This window comes from Actinomadura sp. 9N215 (genome assembly GCF_044326345.1).
GTDB lineage: Bacteria > Actinomycetota > Actinomycetes > Streptosporangiales > Streptosporangiaceae > Spirillospora.
This window is the reverse complement of record NZ_JBIRBA010000001.1, coordinates 249755-273996: the sequence shown is the minus strand read 5'-3', so window position 1 is coordinate 273996 and position 24242 is coordinate 249755. Positions and strand designations below refer to the sequence as shown.

Below are 24242 nucleotides of genomic sequence, written 5' to 3'. Positions count from 1 at the left end.
ATGCTCACCGCGGTCACCCGAATCAAGATCGTCGCGTTCGCCGTCATCGCGGTGCTGGTGATCGGCTACATCGGCGTCAACTACGCCGACCTCGGCCGGTACGTCGGGATGCGCGGGTACTACACCGTCCGGCTCGACCTGGCGACGACCGGCGGCCTGTTCGAGGGGTCCGCGGTGTCGTACCGGGGCGTCACCGTCGGCACGGTCGGGAAGCTCGACCTGACCCGGGACGGAGTCGCCGCCGAACTGCACATCGACTCCTCCGCGCCGAAGATCCCGCAGAACCTCCAGGCGATCGTCGCGAACCGCTCCGCCGTGGGCGAGCAGTACGTGGACCTCCGGCCGAGCGCGCCGTCCGGGCCGTACCTGGCGCAGGGCAGCACGATCCCGCGCAGCGTCACCACCACGCCGGCGCCGGTGAACGAGACGCTGAAGAGCGTCAACGACCTGGCCGCCTCGCTCCCGCTCAACGACGTCCGCGTGCTGATCGACGAGCTCGGGCTGGCGTTCACCGGGCAGGGCCCGCACCTCCAGCAGCTCCTCGACACGAGCGCCCAGTTCGTGTCGGCGTCGGACGCGGCGTTCCCCGACTCCCGCGCACTGATCCACAACGGGCGGGCGGTGCTGCGGACGCAGAACGAGATGTCGGCGGCGTTCAGGTCGTTCGCGTCCAGCTCCAGGCTGCTGGCCGCGCAGCTCCGCGACTCCGACACCGACCTGCGCGAGGTCATCGCGTCCGGCCCCGGCGCGGCCAACGAGCTCTCAGGACTCCTGCGCGATCTGGACCCCGACCTCGGCATCCTCCTCGCGAACCTCCTCACGACGGCGCGCGTCGGCGAGCCGCGCCAGGCCGCCATCGAGGAACTGCTCGCCAACCTGCCGAAGGTCGCCGGAGTGGGCTCCTCGATCGTGTCCGGCGGCAAGCTCCGGCTCGGCCTGGTGAACACCTTCTTCAACCCGCAGCCGTGCACGCGCGGCTACGGCGGGACCCGCTACCGCAACGGCCTCGACCTGTCGCCCGCCCCCGGCTTCAATACCGGCGCGCGCTGCGCGGAGGGCCCGGGTACCGGCATCAACGTCCGCGGCACCGCGAACGCGCCGCGCAAGGGCGTCCCCGCACCCGCCAAGCCCGGAACGCTGAGCGCCACCCCGACCGGCGACCTCCTCACGGCACTGGGCCTGCCCGGCACGCCCGCCCCCGCCCCCGCCGGCGACCTCCGCACGCTCCTCGGTCTCGGAGGCCCGCGATGACCGGCCCGGCGGCGGCGCTTCGCGAGTCCGCGTGGACGACCCGGTGGATCCGTCCGGCCGGGTACGTACTCACGGCCGCCGCCACCGCCTTCCTGTGCCTGTCGCTCTGGTCGCTGATCCAGTCGGGACGCGGCGCCGACCACGACCTCGCCGCCGCGCGCGACGAGGTGAGCCGGACGGCCGTCCGCGATCTCACGCTGCTCAACAGCGTCGACCCCAAGGTCGCCGAACTCGACCTGGCGCACTGGCTGGACGTCGCCACCGGCCCGTTCCACGACGCCCTCAAACGCGACATGCCCGCCGCGCGCGCGAGGTTCGGCAAGCAGAAGGCCGCCTCGCACGGACGGGTCACCGCGCTCGCCGTCACCTCCCTCGACCGGTCCGCCGGGGAGGCGACCGTCATCGCGTCCGTCAGGGTCAGGACCGACCCATCCGGCGAGGCCGCCGAGGGCACCGAGCAGCGCAAACGCTACGAGGTCGGGATGCGGCGCGTCGGCGGCGTGTGGAAGGTCGGCTCGCTGAAGCCGCTGTCGCCCGGGGGGAGCAGGCCGTGAGCGTCACCGACCAGGACCGGCCCGCCGACCGCACCGGCGGCGCCCGCCGCGTTCCCATCCCGCCGAAGAAGAAGCCTGCCCGGCGCCCGCTCGTTCCAGCATTCAGGCGGGCCGCCGGACGGGGGTGGCCGGTGGCCCTCGCCCTGGCGATCTGCCTGTCCGCCCTCGCCGTGGACGGCTGGGCCGACAGGCGGAGCGAGGGTTCACCGGCCGCCAACCGCGCGCTCGTCGACAAGGCCCGCACCGCCGAGGTCGTCGCGGACGTGTCCGCCAAGGTCGCGCGGATCTTCACCTACACCCACGCCGACCCCGCGGCCACCGAACGGGCGGCGGGCGAGGCCCTCACCGGCCGCGCCACCGGCCAATACCGCAGGCTGTTCGGCCTGGTGAAGCGGAACGCCCCGGTCATGAGGCTCGCCCTCACCACGAAGGTCGCGAAGGCCGGGCTGATCGAACTCACCCGTGACGGGACGGCGGTCCTGCTGGTCGTCCTCGACCAGACCGCCACCCGCGACGGCAGGCCGACCGGCGCGCCCGTCGCGGCCCAGCTCATCGTCACGGCCCGCGACGACCACGGCTGGCGCATCAGCGACCTCCGGGCCGCCTGAAGGAAAGGGGTGGAATTCAGGTGACCAAGACCAGGACGGCCGACCCGAACGCGGAAGCGCCCGAGTCCCGAGCCGACGAGTCCACGGCCGAAACCACAGAGCCGGAGCCGTCCGCCAGGAAAAGCACTGACGCAAAGCCGCCACGCGGCCTCTCCAAGGGGCCGCTGATCAAGGTCGCGCTGGCGGTGACCGTGATCGCCGCGCTGGTGTGCGCGTGGTTCGGCCATGCGTACCGCTCGGCGTCCGACGACGCCTCGCTGACCTACGCCGCCGAACGCGACCGGGTCCTCGCCGCCGCCGACCAGGCGATCGTCAACCTCAACACCCTCGACCACCGTGACGTGGACGGGGGCCTGAAGGTCTGGCAGGACTCGTCGACCGCCCAGCTCTACGACGAGATCGTCCAGGGCCGGGCCCGGCTGAAGAGCGACATCGAGAAGGCGCAGACGACGAGCACCGCGAAGGTCCTGGAATCGGCGCTCACCGAACTCGACACCCGCGCCGGAAAGGCCGCCGTCATCGCCGCCGTCAACGTCACGATCACGCGTGCCGACGGAAAGCCGGTGAGCAATCTGCGCAGGTTCGCCGGTCAGCTCACGAGGACGTCGTCGGGCTGGAAACTGTCGGCCCTCGGCCAGGCCCCGACCGGAACCCCCTGACGAGGAGCACCCCAGAATGGCAGCGATCAGCACACTCGGACGCGCGCTCCCCGGCAATGGCCGCGGCCGCCTCGTCGTTTTCCTCGGCGCTCTCACCATCGCGTTCGGCGTCGCCGCGGCCTGGCTGCACGGCCAGGCGGGCGACCTGGCGGGCGCGGCGTCCGCGAGGAACGACGCGCTCACCGACAACGCCCGTACGGCCGAAGTCAAAGGCCAGATCACCACGGCGGTGAACACGGCGTTCTCCTACAACTACGCGGACGTGGCGAAAACCGAGAAGGCGGCGCAGGAAGTGCTGACCGGCAAGGCCGTCCAGCAGTACAACGAGCTCTTCGCGCTCGTCCGCAAGCAGGCGCCCGCGCAGAAACAGGTCCTCACCACCACGGTCACGGACTCCGCGGTCAAGTCCCTGACCGCCGACGACGCGCGCCTGCTCATCTTCGCCGACCAGCGCAACATCCGCACCGACAAGAACGAGACGAGCTATTCCGCGGCCGTCTTCGCCGTGAACGCCGTGCACGCCGACGGCGCCTGGAAAATCAGCAACATCGACACCCTGACCGAAAAATAGCCGAACTTCTCTTTGGAGTAAGATGCGCGATGCTTAAAATCGGTCACCGCAAGCCCGCACTGGCCGCCCTGGCCGGAGCCGCCATTCTCGCGACCGCGGCCGCCGGCACCGCCGCGACCTGGACGTTCCTCCCGGGCGGAAAGATCACCGCGCACAACGACCTCAATCTCATTGTCGAGAACATCGACAACGGTGCGGTGGTCACGTGCGACACCTCCGCCGCGACCTCGACCGCGAAATCGGGCACGGGACTGTCCGGCGACGATCTCGTCACCATCGACGCCATCAGCTTTTCGCACTCCGACAATGGCGTCGGCGGTGATTGCAACGGCCCCGGGGGACTGCTCGTCCGCGTGACCGCGCTCGCGTTGCCGTGGAAGTTCCAGGCCCAGTCCTACGACGTGACCGGGGGAACGGTGAAAGGCAAGGTGACCGGGGTCGTCGCGAAGGGCGAGGGCAGTGACGGCTGCGAGCTCGAACTGGGAGGCCCCAACGGGGGTCGGTCTCTCGTATCAGAATTCGACCGGCCGTCTCACGCTCGACGACGCGCTGGGGACCAATCTGGTCATCACCGGTACGAACGGCTTGTGCGACCCGCTGCTGGTCGAGGTCGGAAATCGGATCGGCCTCACCGGCGGATATGTCCAGGACGGAGATCCGCACACCGTGACGAGCCCGTGACGGACCCATTGCGGACTGGAATCAATTGTCAGGCGATGACAATGCGACCAAGATCGAAAACTCAGTGCATGACAATTATTTGAAAGGCCACAAGAAATGCCCGAGAAAGTTGCGGCCAAGTATTGAGGAACAAGTTACCGATGCGTATCTTTCTTGGTAGCAGAGCAGCGAGACAGGGTGGTCCGGTGCCGGAGTCCGCTGAGACCGGCGGATTCCAGGGGGTCTCGCGAGTTCACCGTCCCGTAGAGGAGTTGCCCCTTTGTAAAACGCGGTCAGTGTCCCTACTAGTCGAGAAACCACCCCTGAAGGGAAGCAGAACTGACATGCGAAAGCTCATCCGCACCGGCCTGACCGCGGCGGTCGTCACCGGCACCGCCCTCTCCCTCGTCGCGACCCCCGCCTCCGCCGCGACCTGGACCGTCCAGAACGGCGGCGCGAAGACCTTCCAGAAGGCGTCCACGAACCTCATCGCCGAGGACATCGAGACGGGCGCGGTGGTCACCTGCAACGTGGTCAACGGCGGCGCGACCCTGGACAACGGGGTGAGCGACAACAACCCGCTCGCGACGGTCGACAGCATCGCGTTCCACCACACCGACAACGGCGCCAACGGGCCCTGCAACGGTCCCGGTGGCCTCCTTGTGGAGATCCAGCCGGGCAACCTCCCCTGGGGTCTCACCGCCGTCAGCCAGACCGGCGGCGTGACCACCGGCTTCCTCAGCGGCGTGAAGGCCCACATCGTCGGCAGCGACGGGTGCGAGGCGGACATCACCGGCCCCGGCGGCGCGGCCGGCACCGTCGACGGCAACTACGACAACGCCGACGGCACGCTCAACCTGCTGTCGGGGACGAGCAACAACCTGGAGGTCACCGCCGACAACGGGCTCTGCGACCCGCTGCTGATCAACATCGGCGACCACATCAGGCTCGACGGAGAGGTCGTGGTGAACGGCAGTCCGAAGCCGATCATCACCATGTCCTGATCGGTCGCACCGACCGGGACTCGTCACCGTGCGGCCGCGTCCCCCGGCGCCGGGGGACGCGGCTCCACCCGAAGAACGAGGATGTCCATGAAGCTCGTTTCCCGCAGATCGGCCCTGAGCGCCGGAACGACGGGGCTGGTCGTCGTCGGCGGCCTTTTCGCCCATCTCCCTCAGGCGGTGGCCGCGACCGGGAACGACCTTTCCTACGTCTGCTCGACGTCGTCCGGCATCTACGACATCACGCTGCGCGCCGGCAGTTCGCGCTCGCGACTCGTGGCCAAGCCCGGCAAGCCGCTCGCACCGGGAAAGGTGACCCTTTCGCTAAGGCTGCCGGAACGAATGGTCTCGGACGTCCTCAAACAAATTCCGGCGACAGAGGCTCCCGCGCAAGCGGCGGGCATCTCGGGCCCGCGCCTTTCGGGCACCCTTCGCAGCGCCGTGGCGATCAGCCATGGCGGCCGGCTGACGGACGCGGGATGGCCGAGCTTCACCCTTGAGGCGACCAATACGGAGCCGGACCATCGCGGGCCGGTCGAATTGAAGGGGACGGGTCCCGTCCCCCCGGTCACAATCGACTCTCCGGGAGAGGTGGTGTGGATCGCGCCGAACCTCAACCTCGACCTGAACGGCGACGAAGGCAACACGGACGCGCGGCCCGTCCAGGCGGTCTGTGCCCTGAAGAGCTACGGCACGGTCATGCGCGGATCTGTCTCGGGTAGTGGAATCGCTCGCGCACCCGGCGCCGGATCCGCCGGCGGCGCGGGCGCGAATGCACAGGTTCCCGATGAGGATCCGACCTGCGCCGGAATGCCCGGGCCGACCGAGCCCGGCGGGGGATACAACGACGATCCGGAGACGTCGATGGACACGCCGGACCTTCCGAAGGCGCCCCCGGACGCCCGGCACACCTCAAGCGCGGGCCGCCCCCAGTGCGCCCGCCAATCGGGATTCGCCAATTCCAAGAAGCTTGGAGCCGCGCTGCCGCTCGGCGCGCAGGCCCGCATCCGCAACAGCGTCGACGCATGGGTCGACCGAGGCGACAACAACTACATTCAGTATCGCGGCTACATTCTGGCTGTGCCCGCCGCGACACAGGCGACCATGCTGGGCTTCGGATTCATGCCCACCACCGTCACGGCGAAGGTGGCGCAGGTCCCGACTCCGCGTTCCAACGGGAACAGGAACGCCAACTTCCGCGCCGACTTCTGGAGCAACAGCATCATCCCCACCGTGGCGGAGAACACGGTCTGGGTCAAAGCGGCGACGAAGATCCAGGTGGCGGGCGTCCTGGTCAACGGGACGCCGGTCGCCGTCGGCGACGGATGCGCCGCCGGCCCGATTCCCCTGAAACTCTCCAGCTATCTCGGAAACAACGTGATCGGGGCGAACAACTTCACCGACGGCGGCACCTACACGGGCCATGCCGAGGTGCCGGCCTTCAGCGGCTGCGGTGTGGGCGAGGACCTCAGCCCGCTGCTGACGGCGACGACGTCCGGGACGGGAAACTACGTGCAGCTGGAGTCGGGCAAGTGGTGCACCCTGAACCCGAACAACCCTGACCCGTCGAAGTGCCAGCCGGACACCAACACCGAACCGAAGACCATCACGGTGTCGCCGGGCGGCGAGGTGACCGCCGTCGCGAAGCCCTTCGAGATCCGCGAGGCGGACGGGGCGTTCCGCTCGATCAAATGCGAGACGGCCACGATGAAGTTCACCCTTCCCAAGGGGCTTTGGCAGCCGAGGTTCAAGCTCGCCACGATCAAGTCCCGGAAATTCGCCGGATGCACCTATGGCCCGTCCGATGTCCCGGTGACCGTGACGGCCAACACCGAATCGTGGAGCCTCAACGTCCGCCAGGAACTCACCGACGCCGGCGACATCATCGCGCGGGTCTACGGGCTGCAGCTGACGGTCGCGATCAGCGGCACGGACGTCGACGGCGACGGCGACGAGGACAGCTGCCGGCTGCGGCTCGGCACGAAAGGAAAGACGCCGTCCGGGAAAGAGTTCGATGGTTTCAGTTCCATCGGGGGCGAGTATTCGGACAACTCCCTGCACGGGACCTCGGTACTCGACACCCTCGCGAGCACCGACTGCCCGGCCGGTGCCTGGACGCCCAACTGGGCCTCGGGGGAAGGAAATTTCGCGTTCAGGCCCGGCCAGAAGATCACCATGTCCAAGACGCCCGAGTAGCAGGGCCCCGAGTGCCGTCCTTTCTCGCCAGGAAGGCCCGCAGTTTCCCGCCGCTGTTCGCCCGAGACCGGTCCACGGTCTCGACCAGGTAGGAGGAAAGGACCCACAGTGAAAGCAACCAGAGCGCTCAGAAGGATGGGCAAGGTCGCGCTGCCCGTCGCGGGCCTGGCGACCGCACTGACGATGGCCGGGGCGCCGGCGCAGGCCGCGCCCGCGGCCCCCGCCGCGCCGGCGCTCGCGGACGACCCCATCCCCACCTTCGACTTCTCCGACTGTCCGACGCTGCCGGCGGGCGCGTCGCCGCGGTCGTCCATCTGCTTTAACGCGGTGGTGACCAGCGGCAAGATGATCCTCGGGAAGTTCACGCAGAACATCGACAAGCCGATCCGGATGACGTTCGCGACGTCGTACAACCCGGATACCCGTGAGCACACGCCCATCTTCGGCAACCTCAGGTCGGAGAAGATGCTCGTCATGCCGGGCATCTTCGGCGACCCGATCCTCACGGCCGTCTACGCCAAGCCCGAGTACGCGGGCGGTTTCCAGTACTCGAACTTCCAGGTGAAGATGAACCTGCAGATCCGGCTCACCAACCCGTTCCTCGGCGGCAGGTGCCTGATCGGCGACTCGGCCCACCCGATCAGGCTGGACCTGATCACCGGCACGACCAGCCCGCCGCCGCCCAACACCCCGATCTCCGGCAAGCCCCCGGTGATCATCGGGACGGACGGCACCACGGTGACCCGGTCGCTCGGCCACGTCGACAACGCGTTCTCGGTGCCGGGCGCCCGCGGCTGCGCCCTGGACTTCGGCCTGGTCAACGAGATCGTCAACAGCCAGGCGGGCGTCCCGTCCGCCGCCGGCCGCAACACGATGATCTTCAACGAGTACGTCGGCTACCGGACGTACGCCACGCTGCCGGCCTGATCCGCGCGAGACCGGCCGCGTCCGCGCGCTGACCACCCCCAGCGGGCGCGGCCCGCACCCGCCCGGCGGTTCACCCCGCCGGGCGGGCGCCCACGCCGAAGGAACGTGCCAATGACGTCCTCCCTGTTCTCCGCACTGAGACCGGCGCTCGCACTGGCGACCGCGCTCGCACTCGTCACGACCGCCCCCGCCCCCGCCCCAGCGCACGCGGACGCGGACGCGGGCACCTGGACGGTCTCGCCCGGCGGCGCCGTCTCCGCCACCGCCCCCGCCGAACTCCGCAACACCGCCAAGGGCTGGACGATCCGCTGCACGGCGGCGTTCTCCGGGACGGCCCCGGCGGGCGCGGGGCAGTCGGGCTACGGCCTGATCTCGTTCGACCAGGGCTCGCTCACCGCCTGCACCGGACCGCACGCCCTCACCACCGCGGCCACGGCGGCCAACCTCCCCTGGGACTTCTACGCCGACTCCTACGCCGCCGCCGAGGGCACGACGACCGCCACGTTCAACAACCTCAACCTCACGCTGGACGTCTCGAACGGCTGCCGCGCCGACGTCGGCGCCCCCGACGGCGCCCCCGGCACGACCGGCGCGACGTACGCCAACGGCGACCGCACCCTGACATTGAGCGGCGCGCACCTGAGCGTCACGTTCACGAACTACCGATGCACGGCCGACCTGGTCGCCCCGGGAGACGCCATTGAACTGGCGGCGTCCCTCCCCGTCACCCCCGCCCAGACCATCACGAGCCCCTGACCGGACGATCACCCACCGCCATTGTCATCGGACAGTTTTGTCTCCAGATGACTATTCGGCGACGGCAATTCTGTCGCCAAGTGAGCATGCCCGGAATTAGCCGCCGCCGATCGCCGCTGAATGCTGCACGGCAGCCGTTGTTCGGGTAATTTTATTGAAGCCTTTTCGACGGCGCGAAGGAGGGCTGAATGACGGGGACCCTCGCTGGGCGGGGGCGTCGTCCTGGGCCGATCCCGCCTCAGGTCATCGCCATTCTGAGCGCCGAGCTGCCCTCGCTCGCCGAGGAGATCATCGGAGAGGTGCGCCGGTCGGTGCCCGAGTACGGGCGGCAGGAGGGGACGCCGAGGCCGGCCGCGTTCCGGGTCACCGTCGAGCAGGCGATGGCGGCGTTCGTCGACCAGGTGTCCGGCGGCCGCGACTCCTACGAGCGGCGCGACGAGCTGTGCCGCGAGCTCGGGCGCAGCGAGGCGTACCAGGGGCGGAGCCTGGACGCGCTCCAGGCCGCGTACCGGGTCGGCGTGCAGGTCGCGTGGCGGCGGGTCGCGCACGTCGGGCGGACCAGGCGGCTGCCGTCGGACGTGATGACGCGGCTGGCCGACGCCCTGTTCTCCTACATCGACGAGCTGGCGTCGCTGTCGGTGCAGGGCTATCTGGAGGCGCAGTCGTCGGCGGACGAGGTGTCCGGCGTCCACCGGCGGCTGCTGCGCCTCGTGCTGCGGCCCGGGGCGGCGAGCGGCGCGCTGGCCGAGTCGGCGGAGGCCGCCGGGTGGCGGGTGCCCGGCGAGGTGACGATGGTCGCGCTGCCGTCCGGGGCGCGCTGCGTGCGGGACGCGCTGGACGCGGACGTACTCGCCGACCTCGCGGACGCCGAGCCGCAGCTGCTGATCCCGGGCGGCTTCGGCGCGGCGCGCGGGGCGATGCTGCACCGGGCACTGCCGGACCGCCGGGCCGCGGTGGGGCTGACCGTCCCGCTGGCGGAGGCCGGCGACTCGCTGCGCTGGGCGCGGCGCGCGCTCGGCCTGGTGGAGGCCGGTGTGCTGGAGGACGCGGGCCCGACGCTGTGCGAGCGGCATCTGCTGGAACTGTGGCTCCTGTCGGACGGGTCGCTGCTCGACCAGCTCGTCCGGCGGGAATTGGCGGCACTGGCCGGAATGACGAATTCTCGGAGAATGCGCATGACCGAAACCCTGGGCGCGTGGCTGGAGGCACAGGGGAACGCGGTCGAGGCGGCGCGGCGGCTGCGGCTGCATCCGCAGACGGTGCGGTACCGGATGCGGCAGATCAGCGCGGCGTTCGACGCGCAGCTGGCCGATCCGGCGGCGCGTTTCATGCTCGACGCGGTGCTCCGGGCGCACCGGCTGCGGGACCGGAGGCCCTCGCCGCGATGAGCCCGCCCTTATTGGACGCCGAGTGTCACTACAGATTGACACAGTGGTGAATTTGCGTTTTCTTTACCTTGAGACCGGACGTAAGTGATCTACCTTCAATGTGGTTCGGCTCACATGTCGCGGGGGGCGTGCAGGGGACCCCCGCTCGGCGCGCCCTCGACGTCCCGCCGCACCGCCGACCGTCCGGGACGCCGGGTGCCCCTCCCGGCGACACGCCAGGACCCGCGACGGCGGCGTTCTCGGAGGTGTGCCGATGGCGCAGACGATGACGCCGGGCGTCGTGCGGCGGCGGACGAGGCTGCCGCGCCGGCTGGCCGTGCTGATGCGGCCGGAACTGCCCAGCCTCGCGCAGGAGATCGTCCACGAGGTGCGCGGGACGATCCCCGAATACGGCCGCCATTTGAAGGGCCCCTACGTGGAGGCGCTGAGAATCGGCGTCGAACGCGCCCTGACCGATTTCGTGGAACAGGTCGCGAACCCCCTCGCCCCGCGCGAGCGGCACTACGAGACGTACCGGCGGCTCGGCCGCTTCGAGGCGCAGGAGGGCCGGACGCTCGACACGCTCCAGTCCGCGCTCCGCCTCGGCGCGCAGGTCGCGTGGCGCCGCATCATGAAGGTCGGCCCGCGCAGGCACCTGTCGCCCGAGGTCATGGCGCAGCTCGCCGACGCCCTGTTCGCCTACATCGACGAGCTCGCCGCGCTCGCGCTGGAGGGCTACCTGGACGCGCGTCCCGAAGGCGAGGTCGAGAGCCACCGGCGGCGTTTGCTGGAGCTGCTGATGCGCCCGCTCGGGTCGCCGCGCGTCCTTGCCGACGCCGCCGGACGGGCCGGCTGGCCGATCCCCGACGAGGTCACCGTGGTCGTCGCCCCGCCCGGCGCGCAGTACGTGCGGGCCGCGCTGGAGGACGACGTCCTCGCCGACCTGACCGCGGCCGAGCCGTTCCTCGTCGTCCCGGGCGGCCTGACCCCGGAACGGCGGCGGGCCCTGCTGCGCGTCCTGCCGGACGGTCAGCTCGTCGCGGGCCCGGCGGTCCCGGCCGGGCACGCCGCCGACTCGCTGCGCTGGGCCCGGCACGCCCTCGGGCTGGTGGAGAACGGCGTGCTCGGGGACGGCCCGGTGACCGACTGCGAGGACCATCTGATCACGCTGCTGCTGCTGTCCGACCAGGCGCTCATCGACCAGCTCGCGCGCCGCCACCTCGGCGCGATGGCGCGGTTCAGCCCCCGGCAGCGCGACCGGCTGCTGGACACGCTGCGCGCCTGGCTGGTGAGCCGCGGAACCGCCGCCGGGATCGCCAAGGAGCTCGACATCCACCCGCAGACCGTCCGCTACCGGATGCGGCGCCTCGAAGACATCCTCGGCGACCGGCTGACCGATCCCGACGCACGGTTCGCGATCGAGGCCGTGCTGCGCGCGATGTGGCTACGCGAGGGCGCCGCGACGGAGAGAACAAGCACCGATTGACAAACGGCGAGCGCTCGGCCGCAGGTCGATGAGCACTGTGCGACGACCTTGATGCACAGGGTTGATTCCCCCATTCGCCCATGCTTCCATCCAATTCGGAGCTATTGGACGGATAGTCGCGACGCGGTGGAGGTGCGTTCAGGGTGCGCTCACGATCGGCCTGGTCGATCCTGGCGGGACTGGCCGCGGCGGCGGTGATCGGAGCGGCGAGCGCACCCCCGGTGCTCGCGGAGCCCACGCCCGACCCGAGCGCGACCGCCTCCGAGACGCCGAGCGACCCGCCCGCCACCGACCCGCCTCCCAGCGATCCGCCGGCCACCGGCACGCCGACGGACCCGCCCGACCCGTCCGATCCACCGGACCCGTCCGATCCCCCCGATCCGCCGGACCCGTCCGACCCTCCGGACCCGCCTGATCCGACCGACCCTCCGGACCCGCCTGATCCGACCGACCCTCCGGACCCGCCTGATCCGACCGACCCGCCTGATCCGACCGACCCGCCCGGGCCAGGTCCCGGTCCCGGTACGCCCGCGACTCCCGAACTGGCGCTCGGGCTGTCGGTGTCGGCGGCGACGATGCGTCCCGGCGGATCGATCACCGCGACCGTGCGGGTGTCGTCGAGGAAGGCGACCGCGCAGCACACCGTCCTGCGGCTGTCGTCGTCCGGCGCCGCGGTGAGCCCGCGGACGCACAATCTCGGCTCCGTCGGGGCCGGTGGAACCTCCGCCCTCGCGACGGTGCGGGCGGCGTCCGACGCCAAGCCCGGTGTGATCCTCGTGAAGGCCGCGGCCGCCGCGACGAAGGCCAAGGGCGCGTCCGGCAGCTACAAGCTGATCATCACGGACGCGTCCGGCGCGCCGCCGCCCGGGGTGAGCCTGTCGAACCTGCCGCCCGGCGTCCCGCCGCTGACCCCGACCGGCTTCAACCCGCTCGCGGGCATGCAGGGACCCCAGGTCGCGCTGCCGCCGATCGCCCAGCCGCAGATCGCGCCGAGCCTGGGGCCGCTCGTCCCGGTGTCCGGCCTGCGGGAGCTTCCCGACGAGCCGCTCACCGTCGACGACATCGGCGCGCTGCAGGCCGGCTTCCTGGCCGCGCTGACGGTGTCGGTGACGTTGCTGCTGCTCAGGCTGCGGCTGATCCGCCGTGCCGCGGACGTCCGGCCGCCGCGGGCCGTCCGCAGGCGGTCCCGGTCCCGGATCGCGGGGAAGCGGCTCACGGCGGCGCGGCTGCGCACGCTCCCGCCGCAACCCGCCCGTGCCAAACGCGTCCGGCGCATCCGCCTCGCCTGACCCCTGTTCGGCGGCCCGCGCCGTCCGCCTCCGGGTTCAGCGGGCCAGGCGGATCAGGATCCGGCACACCTCTTCGATGATCTCCGTGGCCTCGGACTCGCTCTCGGCCGTGGCGATCTCCCGTCCGGCCTCGCCGATCACCGTGGTGAGGACGAGGCTCAGCACCTGCTCGGGACGTCCGGCCGGCTCGCCGGAGGACGGGCCGCGCAGCAGCTTGGTGTTCTGCGCGATCCAGTGCTGGGCGCGGCTGCGCCGCATCAGCGACGACCCGGACGGGCCCTCCCCGCCGAGGAACAGCCGGGCCGCGTCCCGGCGCTCCCAGCACACCCGCAGGTAGGCGCGGGCGCCCGCGATGAACAGCGCGATCGGGTCGGACTCGCCGCCCTTGCGCGCGGCGGACACGGCCTGCGCGGCGCTCGCCTCCTGCTCGCCGCTGAGGTCCTCCCACAGCGCGACGTACAGCCCGGCCTTGCCGCCGTAGTGGTGGTAGAGGCTGCCGACGCTGATCCCGGACCGCTCGACGATCTCGGCGATGCCCGCGTCGGCGTAGCCGCGGTCGGCGAAGACGTGCAGCGCCGCGCTCAGCAGCGCCTGCCGCGTCGCGTCGGCCCGCGCCCACTGGCGCCCGCCGCCGCCCGAGTCGCCGCCGGTCCCGTCGCCCGCGGCGCCGTTCGCGTGGTGCGCCCTGCTCGCTCGCATCCCCCCATGGTGCCAGGACGCGGACGCCCGCACCCGGCGCCCGCCGCGCGCGGTCAGTACCAGTTGTGCGACTGCCAGAACGACCACGCGCCGCACGGGTCCTTGTAACGGGCCTTGATGTAGCCGAGCCCCCAGGCGATCTGCGTCGGCGAACTGGTGCGCCAGTCGGACCCGGAGCTGGCCATCTTCGTGCCCGGCAGCGCCTGCGGGATCCCGTAGGCGCCGCTGGACGGGTTCTCGGCCCGCTCGTTCCAGCCGCTCTCATGGTTCCACAGCGTCAGCAGCGACGACCAGCAGCCGCCCCACCCCTTGAGGGCGTTCATCTTCTTGCCGTACGCCTTGTTCTGCTTGGCGCTTGGGTTCAGCTTGGCGAGCCGCTCCTTCTCCTGCTGCGCCTTCAGCTTCGCGCGGGCGGCCGCCTCCTTCTCGGCCCTCTTCTTCAGCTCCGCCATCTCGCGCTTGTGCTTCTCGTAGGCGCGCTTCTTGGCGGCGGCGACCGCGTCCGCGATGACCGGGTCCATGTCGGACCCGGCCGTGAGCCGGGTGAGCATGTCGTTGGTCGACAGGTCACCGGCGGCCATCTTCGGCGGTTTGGTGTCGTCGTCGCCGACGAAGCGGCCGATGTCGACCAGCACGACCGCCGCGGCGATCGCGCCGGTCGCCACGACCGTGATCACGATGTTGCTGCTGAGCAGCCGCCACAGCCGCCGCTCCCTGGACGGCCGGACGTCGCCGGGCGGCGGCGGCCCGCCGCCGTACGGGTCATAGGGGTCGTAGGGCGCGTACGCGCCGGGCCCGCGCTCGCCGCCGCGCGGCTCGGGAGCCTCGCGGGGCGGGGGCACCTGCGCGGCGTCGCGCCCGCCCGAACGGTCCGGTCGCCCCGGCCCGGAACGGGCGCGCCGGGAGGAGGCTGGGGGACGTCTGCGCGTGCCGTGACTCTGTGGCATAGGAGAAGACTGCCTTATCGCCCGGGGTCGTGTCGTCCATGGGATCTTCCATGAACGGAGTCCATGAGCCTGTACGGGGGCCGGGCGACACGTGGTTCACCCGTCGCGGCGCCCCCGATCGCGCCCCGCGCCAGGGTTCAAGAGTTCCACATCTCCGGCCGCCAGTCGCGCCGGTTGCAGCGCTTCGAAGATCTCGCGGTGCATGCCGTCGAACGCGGCGAGCTCGCCGCCCGGCGACTCCAGCGCCAGGCTGACGTCGTTGGCCCGGTCCCGTCCGGCGGCGGTGATCGCCACGAGGGTGGCGCGCCGGTCGTGCGGATGGGGGGCGCGGGCGACGAGGCCCGCCGCCTCAAGCTGGTCGACGGTGAGCTTCACCGTCGTCGGATGCATCATCAGGATCCGGCCGAGCGTGCTCAGCCGCGCCCGCCCGTGGGTGGTGAGGGCGAGGGTGGTCAGCAGGAAGTAGCCGGTCCGGGTGAGGTCCAGCCGCTTCAGCTCGGTGTCCAGGGCCTTCTTCAGGAGCTGGTTGAGCCGTCCCACCGCGCAGATCGCCATGAACGGCCAGGGCCCGCCGCGGAGCCCCTGCTCGTCCCAGCGGTCGCGGACGCCCATGACCAGCGGGTCGACGTCGTCCGCCGCGCCCGTCGTCCTGTCCGCCGTCGCCCTGTCCTCCGCCGTCGCGTCTCTCTCGGTGTCGTGTCGCGCCTCGGTTCGCACCGGATGATCTTAGCCGCGGATAAAACGACATGTAAGTACTCGCTTCTTAGACCTTCTTCCAATAGAGTGCCTCAGATCACATGCGGTGCCCGAGTGCTTGCTTGGGCGCGGGCTCCGCGTGTGATCCCGGTCTCGGCCGAGACCACGGTGGCGCGCGAACGAGCACGACGACGGCGCCCCGTGCCGCGGCAGGGGTCCGGAGTATCGGATGAGCGCCGACGTCCGAGAACGAAGGAGGCTGGTTTGTACCTTCACCAAACCCCCTTGGGGGAGGGCACCGGCTGATGGCCCTGAGCCTGACGAAGGCCCCGGACCTCGCGCGCAGACGCGTCGGGCGGACGCTCGACGAGACCGGACTGCTGTGCGTGACCCTCCTGGAGGGTCTGCGCCGCACCTGGGACCTGCGCCAGTGGTGGGGCGAGTTCGTCGAGCAGTGCTGGTTCCTGGCGCGCGTCACGAGCGTCCCGGTGATGCTGATCGCGGTCCCGCTCGGCGCGACCATCTCGCTGCAGGTCGGCGACATCGCCCGGCAGCTCGGCGCGCAGTCCGGCACCGGCGCGCTGCTGACCGCCGCGATGATCCAGCAGGTGGCGCCGCTGGCCGCGGCGCTGCTGGTGTCCGGGGTCGGCGGGTCCGCGATCACGTCCGACATGGGGGCCCGCAACATCCGCGACGAGCTCGCGGCGATGGAGGTCATGGGCATCAACCCGGTCCACCGCCTGGTCACGCCCAGGCTGTGGGCGGCGAGCACCGTGTCCCTGCTGCTCTGCTCGGTGGTGATCCTGGCGGGCGTCCTGGGCGGCTACTACTTCAACGTCATCCAGCAGGGCGTCAGCCCCGGCGCGTTCTTCGACGGCGCCACGACCCTGCTCCAGTTCCCGGACCTGGTGATCACCCTGTTCAAGGCGTGGGTGTTCGGGTTCATCGCCGCCGCCGTCGCCTGCCACATGGGCATGAACTGCGACTACGGGCCGGTCGGCGTCGGCCGCGCGGTCAACCGGGCGGTGGTGGTCACCTCGATCGTGGTGTTCGCGACGAACTACGTCCTCACCATGATCTACCAGGTCCTCTTCCCGCCGAGGTTCTGATGGTCGCCATCTCCCCCGTGCGCAGGCTGGGCCGGGCCGTCCGGGGCCGGACCGCCGGGCTCGCCGCCTCCGCCGACCTGCCCGTGTTCCTCGGCCGCGTCCTGTACCACCTGGTTGTCGACATCATCGTCCGCCGCAAGTACGGCAGGACGCTCGCCAAGCAGGTCAGCGACATCACCGTCGGCGTCGGCGCGCTCGTCATCGGCGGCGGCATGATCTTCGTGATCGCGACGATGTCGCTGGCCACCGGCGCGATGGTCGGCCTGCAGGGCTACCCGGGCCTGGAGCGGATCGGCGCGGAGGCGTTCACCGGGCTGGTGGCGAGCTACTCCAACGTCCGCGAGGTGACCCCGATCATCGCGGGCGTCGCGCTGGTCGCGCAGGTCGGCACCGGCTTCACCGCCGAGATCGGCGCGATGCGGATCTCCGAGGAGATCGACGCGCTGGAGGTCATGGGCATCAACTCGCTGGCGTACCTGGTGTGCACGCGGGTCGCCGCCGGGGTCATCGCGCTGGTGCCGCTGTACCTGGTGTCGCTGTTCATGGCGTTCTTCGCGACCCGGTTCATCACGATCCACTACTTCGGGCTCTCACCCGGCATCTACGACTACTACTTCCACCTCTACCTGCCGCCGATCGACGTGTTCTACAGCGTCGTCAAGGTCGCGGTGTTCGCGTTCATCATCATGTTCGTGCACTGCTACCGCGGCTACTACGCGGCGGGCGGGCCGGTCGGCGTCGGCGTCGCCGCGGGCCGCGCGATCCGGGAGTCCACCATCCTGATGATCCTGATGAACCTGGTCCTGTCGTACATCTTCTGGGGCCACGGCAGCACGGTGAGGCTGACCGGATGAGCGAGGAGACGCTGTCGAGCCGCTCCCGGACGGTCTTCGGGCTGGCCGGCGCGGGCGTCATCGCGGCCGCCGTGGCGTTCGTCGCGGTCGGGACGACGCCGTCGCACGAGGGCTCCACCTACTACACCGCGACGTTCGGACGCGCCGGCCAGGGCCTCGACCCCGGCAAGTCGGATGTCAAGGTCCGCGGCATCGCCGTCGGCGCCGTCGACGAGATCACGCTGGTCGACAGCGGGCGCGTCAACGTCCGGTTCCGCGTCGACAAGGGGGTCAGGGTCGCGGACACGGCGGTCGCGGCGGTCGAGCCGATCTCGGTGTTCGGGCCGAAGGACCTCGCGCTCGACCTCGGCGCGCACGAGCTGACCGGCCCGTACCTGAAGGACGGCGGAAAGGTCGCCAAGACGCGCGACCCGGAGGAGCTGTCCGACACCGCCTGGCCCACCTACAAGCTCACCAAGGCCATCAACCCGGACGAGGTCGCCACGATCCTGCGCACGTTCGGCAGCGGGCTCTCCGGCCAGGGCCCCGCGCTGCGCCGGACGATCGACAACGGCGCCGAGGTCGTCGACGCGACGTACGAGAGCCGGGCGGCGATCAACGCGCTGCTGGGCGACATTCACGGGCTGTCCGGGACGCTCTCGTCCCGCGGCGACACCCTCGCGGGCTTCGCGGGCGACTTCAACCGGCTCTCCCGCACGATCAACGAGCGCCCCGACAAGATCACGCAGCTGCTCGACCAGTCGGGCCGGCTCGGCGACACGCTCGGCACGAACCTCCAGCGGCACGGCCGCAACCTCGGCACCATCATCGACTCGGGCGGCCAGGTCGTCGCCGTGTTCAACGGCCAGCGCCGCAACATCCCCGTGCTGCTGGACAGCCTGAACGGATTCTTCAACCTGCTCGCGCAGATCATCCGCGTCCCCGGCCCGGAGGGCACGATGATCGCGCAGGCGCGCGACGACCTCCCGCTGGATCTCTGCCAGATCCTCATCGACATCTGCCCCGTCAAACCGGCCACGACCGCCTTCACCGCCCCGATGCCCGGGGGACGGCCGTGAGCGGGCGGCGGCGCGCCAAGGCCGCGCGCGGGCCCGGCCGCGCCACGACGGTGAAGTTCCTGGTGTTCGTCGCGGTGACCGGGCTGCTCACGTTCTACATCGGCCAGCAGATCCTCGGCGCGAGCTTCGCGTCCCGCTACCGGCTGACCGCGACGTTCGACGACGTCACGGGCCTGCTGGAGGGCGACGACGTGAAGGTCGCGGGCACGCCCGTCGGCCAGGTCAAGGGCATCAAGGTGGTGCGCGGCAAGGCCGTGGTGGACATGGCCGTCGACGACGACGTCCGGCTGCCGTCCGACTCCACCGCCGCGATCCGCTGGCGCAACGTGATGGGCCAGCGGGTCGTCTACCTGGAGCCGGGCAGGAAGCGCGCCATGCTCGGCGACGGCGACCGCGTCCCGCACACCAGGTCGGTCGTCGACCTCGGCGCCATCGTCAACGACCTCGGCCCGCTGACCCGCAGCCTCGACCCGAACCAGCTCAACAAGATCCTGTTCTCGTTCTCGCAGGCGCTGGACGGCAACGAGCAGAACGTCTCCCTGCTCACCGACAACTTGGACATGCTGCTCCAGACGTTCGCCGCCCGCCGGACGACGATCCAGAAGATGATCGACGACTACGAGACGGTGAGCGACGCCGTCGCCGTCCGCGACAGGCAGATCGCGGCCAGCGTCGACAACCTGGAGTCGCTCACCAGGGTCTTCGCGGACAACCGCAGGCTGCTGGAGAACGCGGTCGTGGAGGTCTCCGGCGTCACCGCCAACCTCAACCAGGTGCTCGGCGGCAACGACGCGCAGCTCGCCCGCATCATCGACAACCTCGGCAGGTTCAGCGAGACGTTCCGGCTGAACGTCGACGAGCTGGAGAAGATGGTGCAGCAGCTGCCGCTCACGCTGCGGCAGCTGTTCTCGTCCGCGAACGGCGGCCACTACCTGCGGACGAACGCGCTCTGCCTGAACATCGTGCAGGGCCCGTGCCCGTTCCCGATGACGCTGCCGAAGTCGCCCGGCGCGGGGGCCCCGTCCAAGGGCGACCTCGCCGAGCTGCGGAAGATGCTGCTGGGGGTGCGCGGCTGATGGCGCTGAAGTCGCTCCGGGACGCGAACCACAGGGTCGTCGCGCTCGTCACCCTCGCCGCGCTCGCCGCCGGATGCGTGTTCGCGTTCGCCGTGGGCCAGCTGCACCTGCTCGACCGCGGCTACACGATGACCGGCGAGTTCAGCGACGCCGCCGGGCTCAAGAAGGGGCAGGACGTCCGCGTCGCGGGCGTGAAGTCGGGCCGGGTCACGTCCGTCGAGCCGGACTTCCGGCGCGGCGTGGTCGTCGTCACCTGGCACGTCGACGCGGGCATCGACCTCGGGCCGAAGACCCGGGCGGAGATCCAGACGACGACGCTGCTCGGCGGCCGGTACCTGCGGCTGTCGGGCCCGGTCGCCGCGCCGTACATGGCGGACGTCCCCGAGTCGCGGCGGCGGATCCCGCTGTCGCGGACCAGCGTCCCGTTCACCGTCCCGGACGCGCTGGAGGGCGCGCAGAACATCGTCGGCAGGCTCGACCAGCGGACCATCGACCGCCTGCTCACCCAGGTCAACAAGATCAAGTCACCGGGCGCGGCGAAGCTGAACCGCGTCCTGGTCAACGTCCAGGACCTGTCCCGGATGCTCAACGACTCCTATCCCGAGATCCAGAAGCTGATCGAGAACAGCAAGACGATCACCGGCACGCTGGCCGGCAAGGACGAGCGGCTCCGCGAGATCATCAACGCCAGCCAGGTGCTGCTGCGGACGCTGGTGCGCCACCGCGACGAGCTGGCCGCGACGATCGGGCAGGGCAACCGCACCGTCCGGACGCTCTCCAACGTGATCTCCACGAACCAGAAGGAGCTCAACACGCTCCTGGACAACCTGCACCTGCTGACCACCAGGCTCGCCCCAAACATGGACGCGCTGAACACCGACTTCTCGCTGCTCGGGCCGACGTTCCAGCAGCTCGCCATCCTCAGGGGCAACGGGCCGTGGCTGGAGGGCGTGCTCACCGGCCTCGGCCCCCTCCAGCCGCCGGGCCCGGTCTCCACCCGCCGCCAGCAGGGAGGCAACTGATGCGCCGAGCCATGACGGACGCGCGCCCCGGAAGGAGCATTGGGAGAGGCGTCGCGATCGCGGCCGGTCTGGCGATGACCGCGTCGCTCGGCGGCTGCTCGATCACCTCGCCGGGCAGCGACGGCGGCGATGAGCGGACGATGGTCGTCTACGTCCCGAAGGCCCGCTCCTTCTACCCGGAGTCCAAGGTCAAGGTGATGGGCGCGGACGTCGGACTCGTCGAGAGGGTCGAGAACCAGGGCGACAAAGTCAAGGTGACGTTCCACGTGCGCGACGACGTCCCGCTGCCGAGGGGCGTGCAGGCGTCGATCGTCCCGCTGAACCTGATCGGCGAGCGCAACCTCGTCCTGCATCCGGCGTGGAAGCCGGGTCAGCCGAAGGAGACGTCCGGTGTCATCCCCATCGAGCGCACCCACGTCCCGGTCGAGGTGGACGACGCGCTCAGCTCGTTCACGAACCTCGCGAACGCGCTCGACCCGACGAAGATGCAGAGCGCGCTCGGCACCGCCGCCGGCACGGTGAACGGCAACGGCCGGGAGTTCAACGCCACCCTGGAACAGAGCGCCCGCCTCGTCGAGAACGTCGCCGGGCAGGACGAGGAGCTCATCGAGGTCGCGCGGAACCTCAGCCGCCTCGCCGGGGTGGTCCGCGGACGCGAGCAGGTCCTCGGCTCGGTGATCCGCGACTTCGGCGAGGCCAGCCGGGTCCTCGCCGCCGAGCGCGGCGAGCTCCAGCAGCTGATCGGCGGCGTCCTCGACCTGGCGAAGAACGGCGACAAGCTGATCCAGAAGTACAAGGGGCGCCTGCCGTACGACCTCGCCGTCCTCACCCGGACCGCGCTCACCCTCAAGGGCGACTCCAGGGAGCTGGCGCAGCTGATCCACGCGCTGCCCGGCGTCAACGAGCTGCTCCTCAACGCCTACAACCCGAAGAACAAGTCGCTGCAGATCCGGTTCGCCACCGACGCGTTCCTGCGGACGTGGCTGAAGGGCCTGCTGAACAACGACGACATCGGCTGCCCGCTGCCGCCGCCGAACTCCAACTGCCCCTGGCAGAACGGAGGCAACTGATGGGCAGGACCCTTTTCGTCCTTGTGGCCGTCCTGGCGCTGGCGGTCTCCGGCTGCTCCTACACGACGGCGGGCGCGCCGAAGGGCGACCTGACGCTGACGGCGACGTTCGACGACGTCCAGCAGCTCGTCGCCGGGCACAGCGTCAAGATGTCCGACATCACGGTCGGCAGCGTCACCAAGGTCCGGCTCGACGGCTACCGGGCGAAGGTGACGCTGTCCATCGAGGACGACGTCAGGATCCCGAAGGGCACCCGCGCCGAGATCAAGGTGACGTCGCTGCTCGGCGAGAACTACGTCGACCTGCGGATGCCGCCCGGCGCGAGCATGGGCCGCGGCCCGTTCCTCGCCTCCGGCGACACGATCGCGCAGACCAGCGTCCAGCCGGCGTTCGAGCAGGTCGTCGGGCAGGCGGGCCCGCTGATCCAGGCGCTCGCCGGGAACGACGTCGCGACGGTCGTCAACGCCGGGGCCACCGCGCTGGACGGCAACGGCCAGAAGCTCAACACGACCGTCGCGCAGGCGAGCGTCCTGCTGAAGATGTTCGCCGACCAGCGCCGGGAGCTCGGCGAGTCGGTCGACCGGTTCGCCAGGCTGGGCCGGTCGCTCGCCAGGGGCAGTGACGCGCTGAACGAGACGCCCGTCCAGCTGGAACGCACGACCCGGATGCTGGACGACGACAAGGAGAAGATCCTCAAGACGGTCGACCGGCTCACCCGGATGGCCCGCGAGCTGAACGACAAGGTCCTCGAAGGACGCATCCTGCGGTTCCGGAAACTGCTCGCGGACCTCGACCCCGTCCTGCAGCAGCTCGGCGGCAACCGCCGGCGGCTCACCGCCCTGGTGAACGGCCTGGTCGCCTTCTCGAAGAAGATCCCGCTGGCCACCTATGACGGCCAGCTGCTGCTGTACCCGATCGTCCGCATCGTCTGGCCGGACGGCACGCCGATCTTCCCCGGCCTGAGCGAGAAGCCCAAGAACGGCAACAAGAACGGGAACGGGAAGTCCCCCGCCCCCGCCCCGGAGCTCCCGGACGGGCTCGAAGGCGCGCTCCCCGATCTCGACGCGATCCTAGGAGGGCGGGGATGAACAGGCGGCTGACGGTCAACCTGGCGGTCTTCGCCGCGCTCGCCGTGGTGATGGCCGTGTGGGCGTTCAACAACGTCATCAGATTCGACTTCATCGACCGGCCGTACCGCATCACGGTGGAGTTCGAGTCGTCGCCCGGCCTGCACCCGAACTTCGAGGTCGACTATCTCGGCCTGCGCATCGGCAAGATCGACTCGGTGAAGCTGGACGGGGACAGGGTCGTCGTCCGGCTGGACATCGACCGCGGCGTCAAGATCCCGCAGGGCGTCACCGCGGCCGCGGCCCGCAAGTCAGCGGTCGGCGAGCCGGTGGTCGAGCTGACCCCGGGCCCCGGCAAGGCGGACGCGCCGCCGATGAAGCCCGGCGGCGTCATCCCGGTGTCGCACACGAAGGTCCCGCCCAAGTACGGCGACCTGTTCGGCGCGGTCATCGACACACTCAAGGCGATCGATCCCGCTGACGCGAAGGTCCTCACCCACGAGCTGGCCGAGGGCTGGGCCGGACGCGAGGACTCCCTCCGCCAGATCATCAACGGCGGCGACGACCTGACGCGGACGTTCGCGCAGAACACCGAGCTGCTCGACGGCCTCACCCATGACCTCGCCCGGATCACCCGCGTCCTGAACCAGAACCGCGGCTCGCTAGGCGCCGGGATCGACGACCTCGCCGCGCTCACCGCCGCGCTCGGCCAGGTCCGCGGCCGGATCGCCGAGCTGCGCGACCGCGGCCCCGGCCTGCTCGACACGGTCAACGACCTGCTGGACGAGACCGGCCCCGACTTCGGCTGCGCCGTCGACATGCTCGGCACCCTGGGGATCTCGACGCACAACCCCGGCTACCTGACCGACCTGCGGAAGACGCTCCAGTACGCGCCGTCGCTGAGGGTCGTCCTCGACAACGTGATCGGGATCGACCAGGGCAAGCCCGTCCTGAACGTCGTCTTCCAGGTCACGCTGAAGGAGCCCGCCGCGCTGGAGTACAAGTACCCGCTGCCGCAGCCCGCGGTGAACAAGGTCCCGGCCTGCCCCGGCGGGCGGACCCCTGCGGTGACACAGCAGAAGCCCTACAAGGCCAAGAACCCGGGTGAGACGATCCCCACCCACGATCCCGCGCTCGACCAGCGGAGCGTGCGGGCCGGGAAGGCCGCGAACACCGGCGACGACTCGTCCGGCGGGCCGCCGGCGTGGCTGGTGTACGTCCCCCCGGTCCTCGCGCTGCTGGTGCTGATCAGGGTCATGATGGGCTCGGTGCCCGTGGTGTCCCGCCTGACCCGACTGCGTCGGGGCAAGGACTGACCC

Annotated in this window: 24 protein-coding genes; 21 read left to right on the top strand and 3 right to left on the bottom strand. The window is 70.7% G+C overall.

Annotated elements, in window-relative coordinates:
- The 13 genes from ACH34T_RS01250 (at window position 1) to ACH34T_RS01190 (ending at window position 13325) form a co-directional block, all read left to right on the top strand.
- Window positions 1-1251, top strand: a complete 1251-nt coding sequence (locus ACH34T_RS01250; RefSeq protein WP_395990028.1) for an MCE family protein — start codon at window positions 1-3, stop codon at window positions 1249-1251.
- Window positions 1248-1805 (top strand): hypothetical protein, encoded by a 558-nt coding sequence (locus ACH34T_RS01245; RefSeq protein WP_395990027.1) that lies wholly within the window; start codon window positions 1248-1250, stop codon window positions 1803-1805. Before ACH34T_RS01250 ends, ACH34T_RS01245 begins: the two co-directional genes overlap by 4 nt.
- Window positions 1802-2413 carry a hypothetical protein gene (locus tag ACH34T_RS01240; protein WP_395990026.1) on the top strand — a complete coding sequence of 204 codons (612 nt, stop codon included), beginning with the start codon at window positions 1802-1804 and terminating at the stop codon, window positions 2411-2413. Before ACH34T_RS01245 ends, ACH34T_RS01240 begins: the two co-directional genes overlap by 4 nt.
- A gap of 20 nt (window positions 2414-2433) precedes the next feature.
- Window positions 2434-3072, top strand: a complete 639-nt coding sequence (locus tag ACH34T_RS01235; RefSeq protein ID WP_395990025.1) for a hypothetical protein — start codon at window positions 2434-2436, stop codon at window positions 3070-3072.
- 16 nt (window positions 3073-3088) lie between these two features.
- Window positions 3089-3643 carry a hypothetical protein gene (locus ACH34T_RS01230; RefSeq protein ID WP_395990024.1) on the top strand — a complete coding sequence of 185 codons (555 nt, stop codon included), beginning with the start codon at window positions 3089-3091 and terminating at the stop codon, window positions 3641-3643.
- A gap of 29 nt (window positions 3644-3672) precedes the next feature.
- On the top strand, window positions 3673-4407 hold the full coding sequence (locus tag ACH34T_RS01225; protein WP_395990023.1) for a hypothetical protein: 735 nt from the start codon (window positions 3673-3675) through the stop codon (window positions 4405-4407).
- A 240-nt stretch (window positions 4408-4647) separates the two neighbouring features.
- Entirely contained in the window at window positions 4648-5307 is a 660-nt protein-coding gene (locus ACH34T_RS01220) for a hypothetical protein (RefSeq protein WP_395990022.1), read from the top strand.
- A gap of 87 nt (window positions 5308-5394) precedes the next feature.
- The gene (locus ACH34T_RS01215) at window positions 5395-7500 is read left to right on the top strand and encodes a hypothetical protein (protein ID WP_395990021.1); all 2106 of its coding nucleotides are present in this window, start codon (window positions 5395-5397) and stop codon (window positions 7498-7500) included.
- A 108-nt stretch (window positions 7501-7608) separates the two neighbouring features.
- Window positions 7609-8427 (top strand): hypothetical protein, encoded by an 819-nt coding sequence (locus ACH34T_RS01210; RefSeq protein WP_395990020.1) that lies wholly within the window; start codon window positions 7609-7611, stop codon window positions 8425-8427.
- Between the two features lie 111 nt (window positions 8428-8538).
- A complete protein-coding gene (locus ACH34T_RS01205; protein WP_395990019.1) occupies window positions 8539-9183 on the top strand; it encodes a hypothetical protein in 645 nt (214 codons plus the stop codon).
- A gap of 188 nt (window positions 9184-9371) precedes the next feature.
- Entirely contained in the window at window positions 9372-10571 is a 1200-nt protein-coding gene (locus tag ACH34T_RS01200; protein ID WP_395990018.1) for a helix-turn-helix domain-containing protein, read from the top strand.
- A gap of 253 nt (window positions 10572-10824) precedes the next feature.
- Complete coding sequence (locus tag ACH34T_RS01195) at window positions 10825-12036, top strand: helix-turn-helix domain-containing protein (protein WP_395990017.1); 1212 nt, start codon at window positions 10825-10827, stop codon at window positions 12034-12036.
- 143 nt (window positions 12037-12179) lie between these two features.
- Window positions 12180-13325: a hypothetical protein gene (locus tag ACH34T_RS01190; RefSeq protein WP_395990016.1), complete on the top strand. Its 1146-nt coding sequence runs from the start codon at window positions 12180-12182 to the stop codon at window positions 13323-13325.
- 36 nt (window positions 13326-13361) lie between these two features.
- On the opposite strand, the gene ACH34T_RS01185 is transcribed toward ACH34T_RS01190, so the two are convergent.
- The 3 genes from ACH34T_RS01185 to ACH34T_RS01175 form a co-directional block, all read right to left on the bottom strand.
- Complete coding sequence (locus tag ACH34T_RS01185; protein WP_395990015.1) at window positions 13362-14024, bottom strand: TetR/AcrR family transcriptional regulator; 663 nt, start codon at window positions 14022-14024, stop codon at window positions 13362-13364.
- A gap of 53 nt (window positions 14025-14077) precedes the next feature.
- Window positions 14078-14866, bottom strand: a complete 789-nt coding sequence (locus ACH34T_RS01180) for a lytic transglycosylase domain-containing protein (protein WP_395990014.1) — start codon at window positions 14864-14866, stop codon at window positions 14078-14080.
- A 201-nt stretch (window positions 14867-15067) separates the two neighbouring features.
- Complete coding sequence (locus ACH34T_RS01175; protein WP_395990013.1) at window positions 15068-15688, bottom strand: MarR family winged helix-turn-helix transcriptional regulator; 621 nt, start codon at window positions 15686-15688, stop codon at window positions 15068-15070.
- A 284-nt stretch (window positions 15689-15972) separates the two neighbouring features.
- Here ACH34T_RS01175 and ACH34T_RS01170 point away from each other — a divergent pair, with 284 nt between their 5' ends.
- The 8 genes from ACH34T_RS01170 to ACH34T_RS01135 are packed head-to-tail and all read left to right on the top strand — an operon-like array spanning window position 15973 to window position 24239.
- Complete coding sequence (locus tag ACH34T_RS01170) at window positions 15973-16776, top strand: MlaE family ABC transporter permease (RefSeq protein ID WP_395990012.1); 804 nt, start codon at window positions 15973-15975, stop codon at window positions 16774-16776.
- Entirely contained in the window at window positions 16776-17630 is an 855-nt protein-coding gene (locus ACH34T_RS01165; protein WP_395990011.1) for an ABC transporter permease, read from the top strand. The genes ACH34T_RS01170 and ACH34T_RS01165 overlap by 1 nt, the downstream gene beginning before the upstream one ends.
- Window positions 17627-18688 carry an MlaD family protein gene (locus ACH34T_RS01160; RefSeq protein WP_395990010.1) on the top strand — a complete coding sequence of 354 codons (1062 nt, stop codon included), beginning with the start codon at window positions 17627-17629 and terminating at the stop codon, window positions 18686-18688. Before ACH34T_RS01165 ends, ACH34T_RS01160 begins: the two co-directional genes overlap by 4 nt.
- Window positions 18685-19764 (top strand): MCE family protein, encoded by a 1080-nt coding sequence (locus tag ACH34T_RS01155; protein WP_395990009.1) that lies wholly within the window; start codon window positions 18685-18687, stop codon window positions 19762-19764. Before ACH34T_RS01160 ends, ACH34T_RS01155 begins: the two co-directional genes overlap by 4 nt.
- Window positions 19764-20786, top strand: a complete 1023-nt coding sequence (locus ACH34T_RS01150) for an MCE family protein (protein WP_395990008.1) — start codon at window positions 19764-19766, stop codon at window positions 20784-20786. The genes ACH34T_RS01155 and ACH34T_RS01150 overlap by 1 nt, the downstream gene beginning before the upstream one ends.
- Window positions 20786-21856 carry an MCE family protein gene (locus ACH34T_RS01145; protein ID WP_395990007.1) on the top strand — a complete coding sequence of 357 codons (1071 nt, stop codon included), beginning with the start codon at window positions 20786-20788 and terminating at the stop codon, window positions 21854-21856. Before ACH34T_RS01150 ends, ACH34T_RS01145 begins: the two co-directional genes overlap by 1 nt.
- Window positions 21856-22944, top strand: coding sequence for an MlaD family protein (locus tag ACH34T_RS01140; RefSeq protein ID WP_395990006.1), 1089 nt, complete (start codon window positions 21856-21858; stop codon window positions 22942-22944). Before ACH34T_RS01145 ends, ACH34T_RS01140 begins: the two co-directional genes overlap by 1 nt.
- Entirely contained in the window at window positions 22941-24239 is a 1299-nt protein-coding gene (locus ACH34T_RS01135) for an MCE family protein (protein WP_395990005.1), read from the top strand. Before ACH34T_RS01140 ends, ACH34T_RS01135 begins: the two co-directional genes overlap by 4 nt.
- Window positions 24240-24242 lie beyond the last annotated feature (3 nt).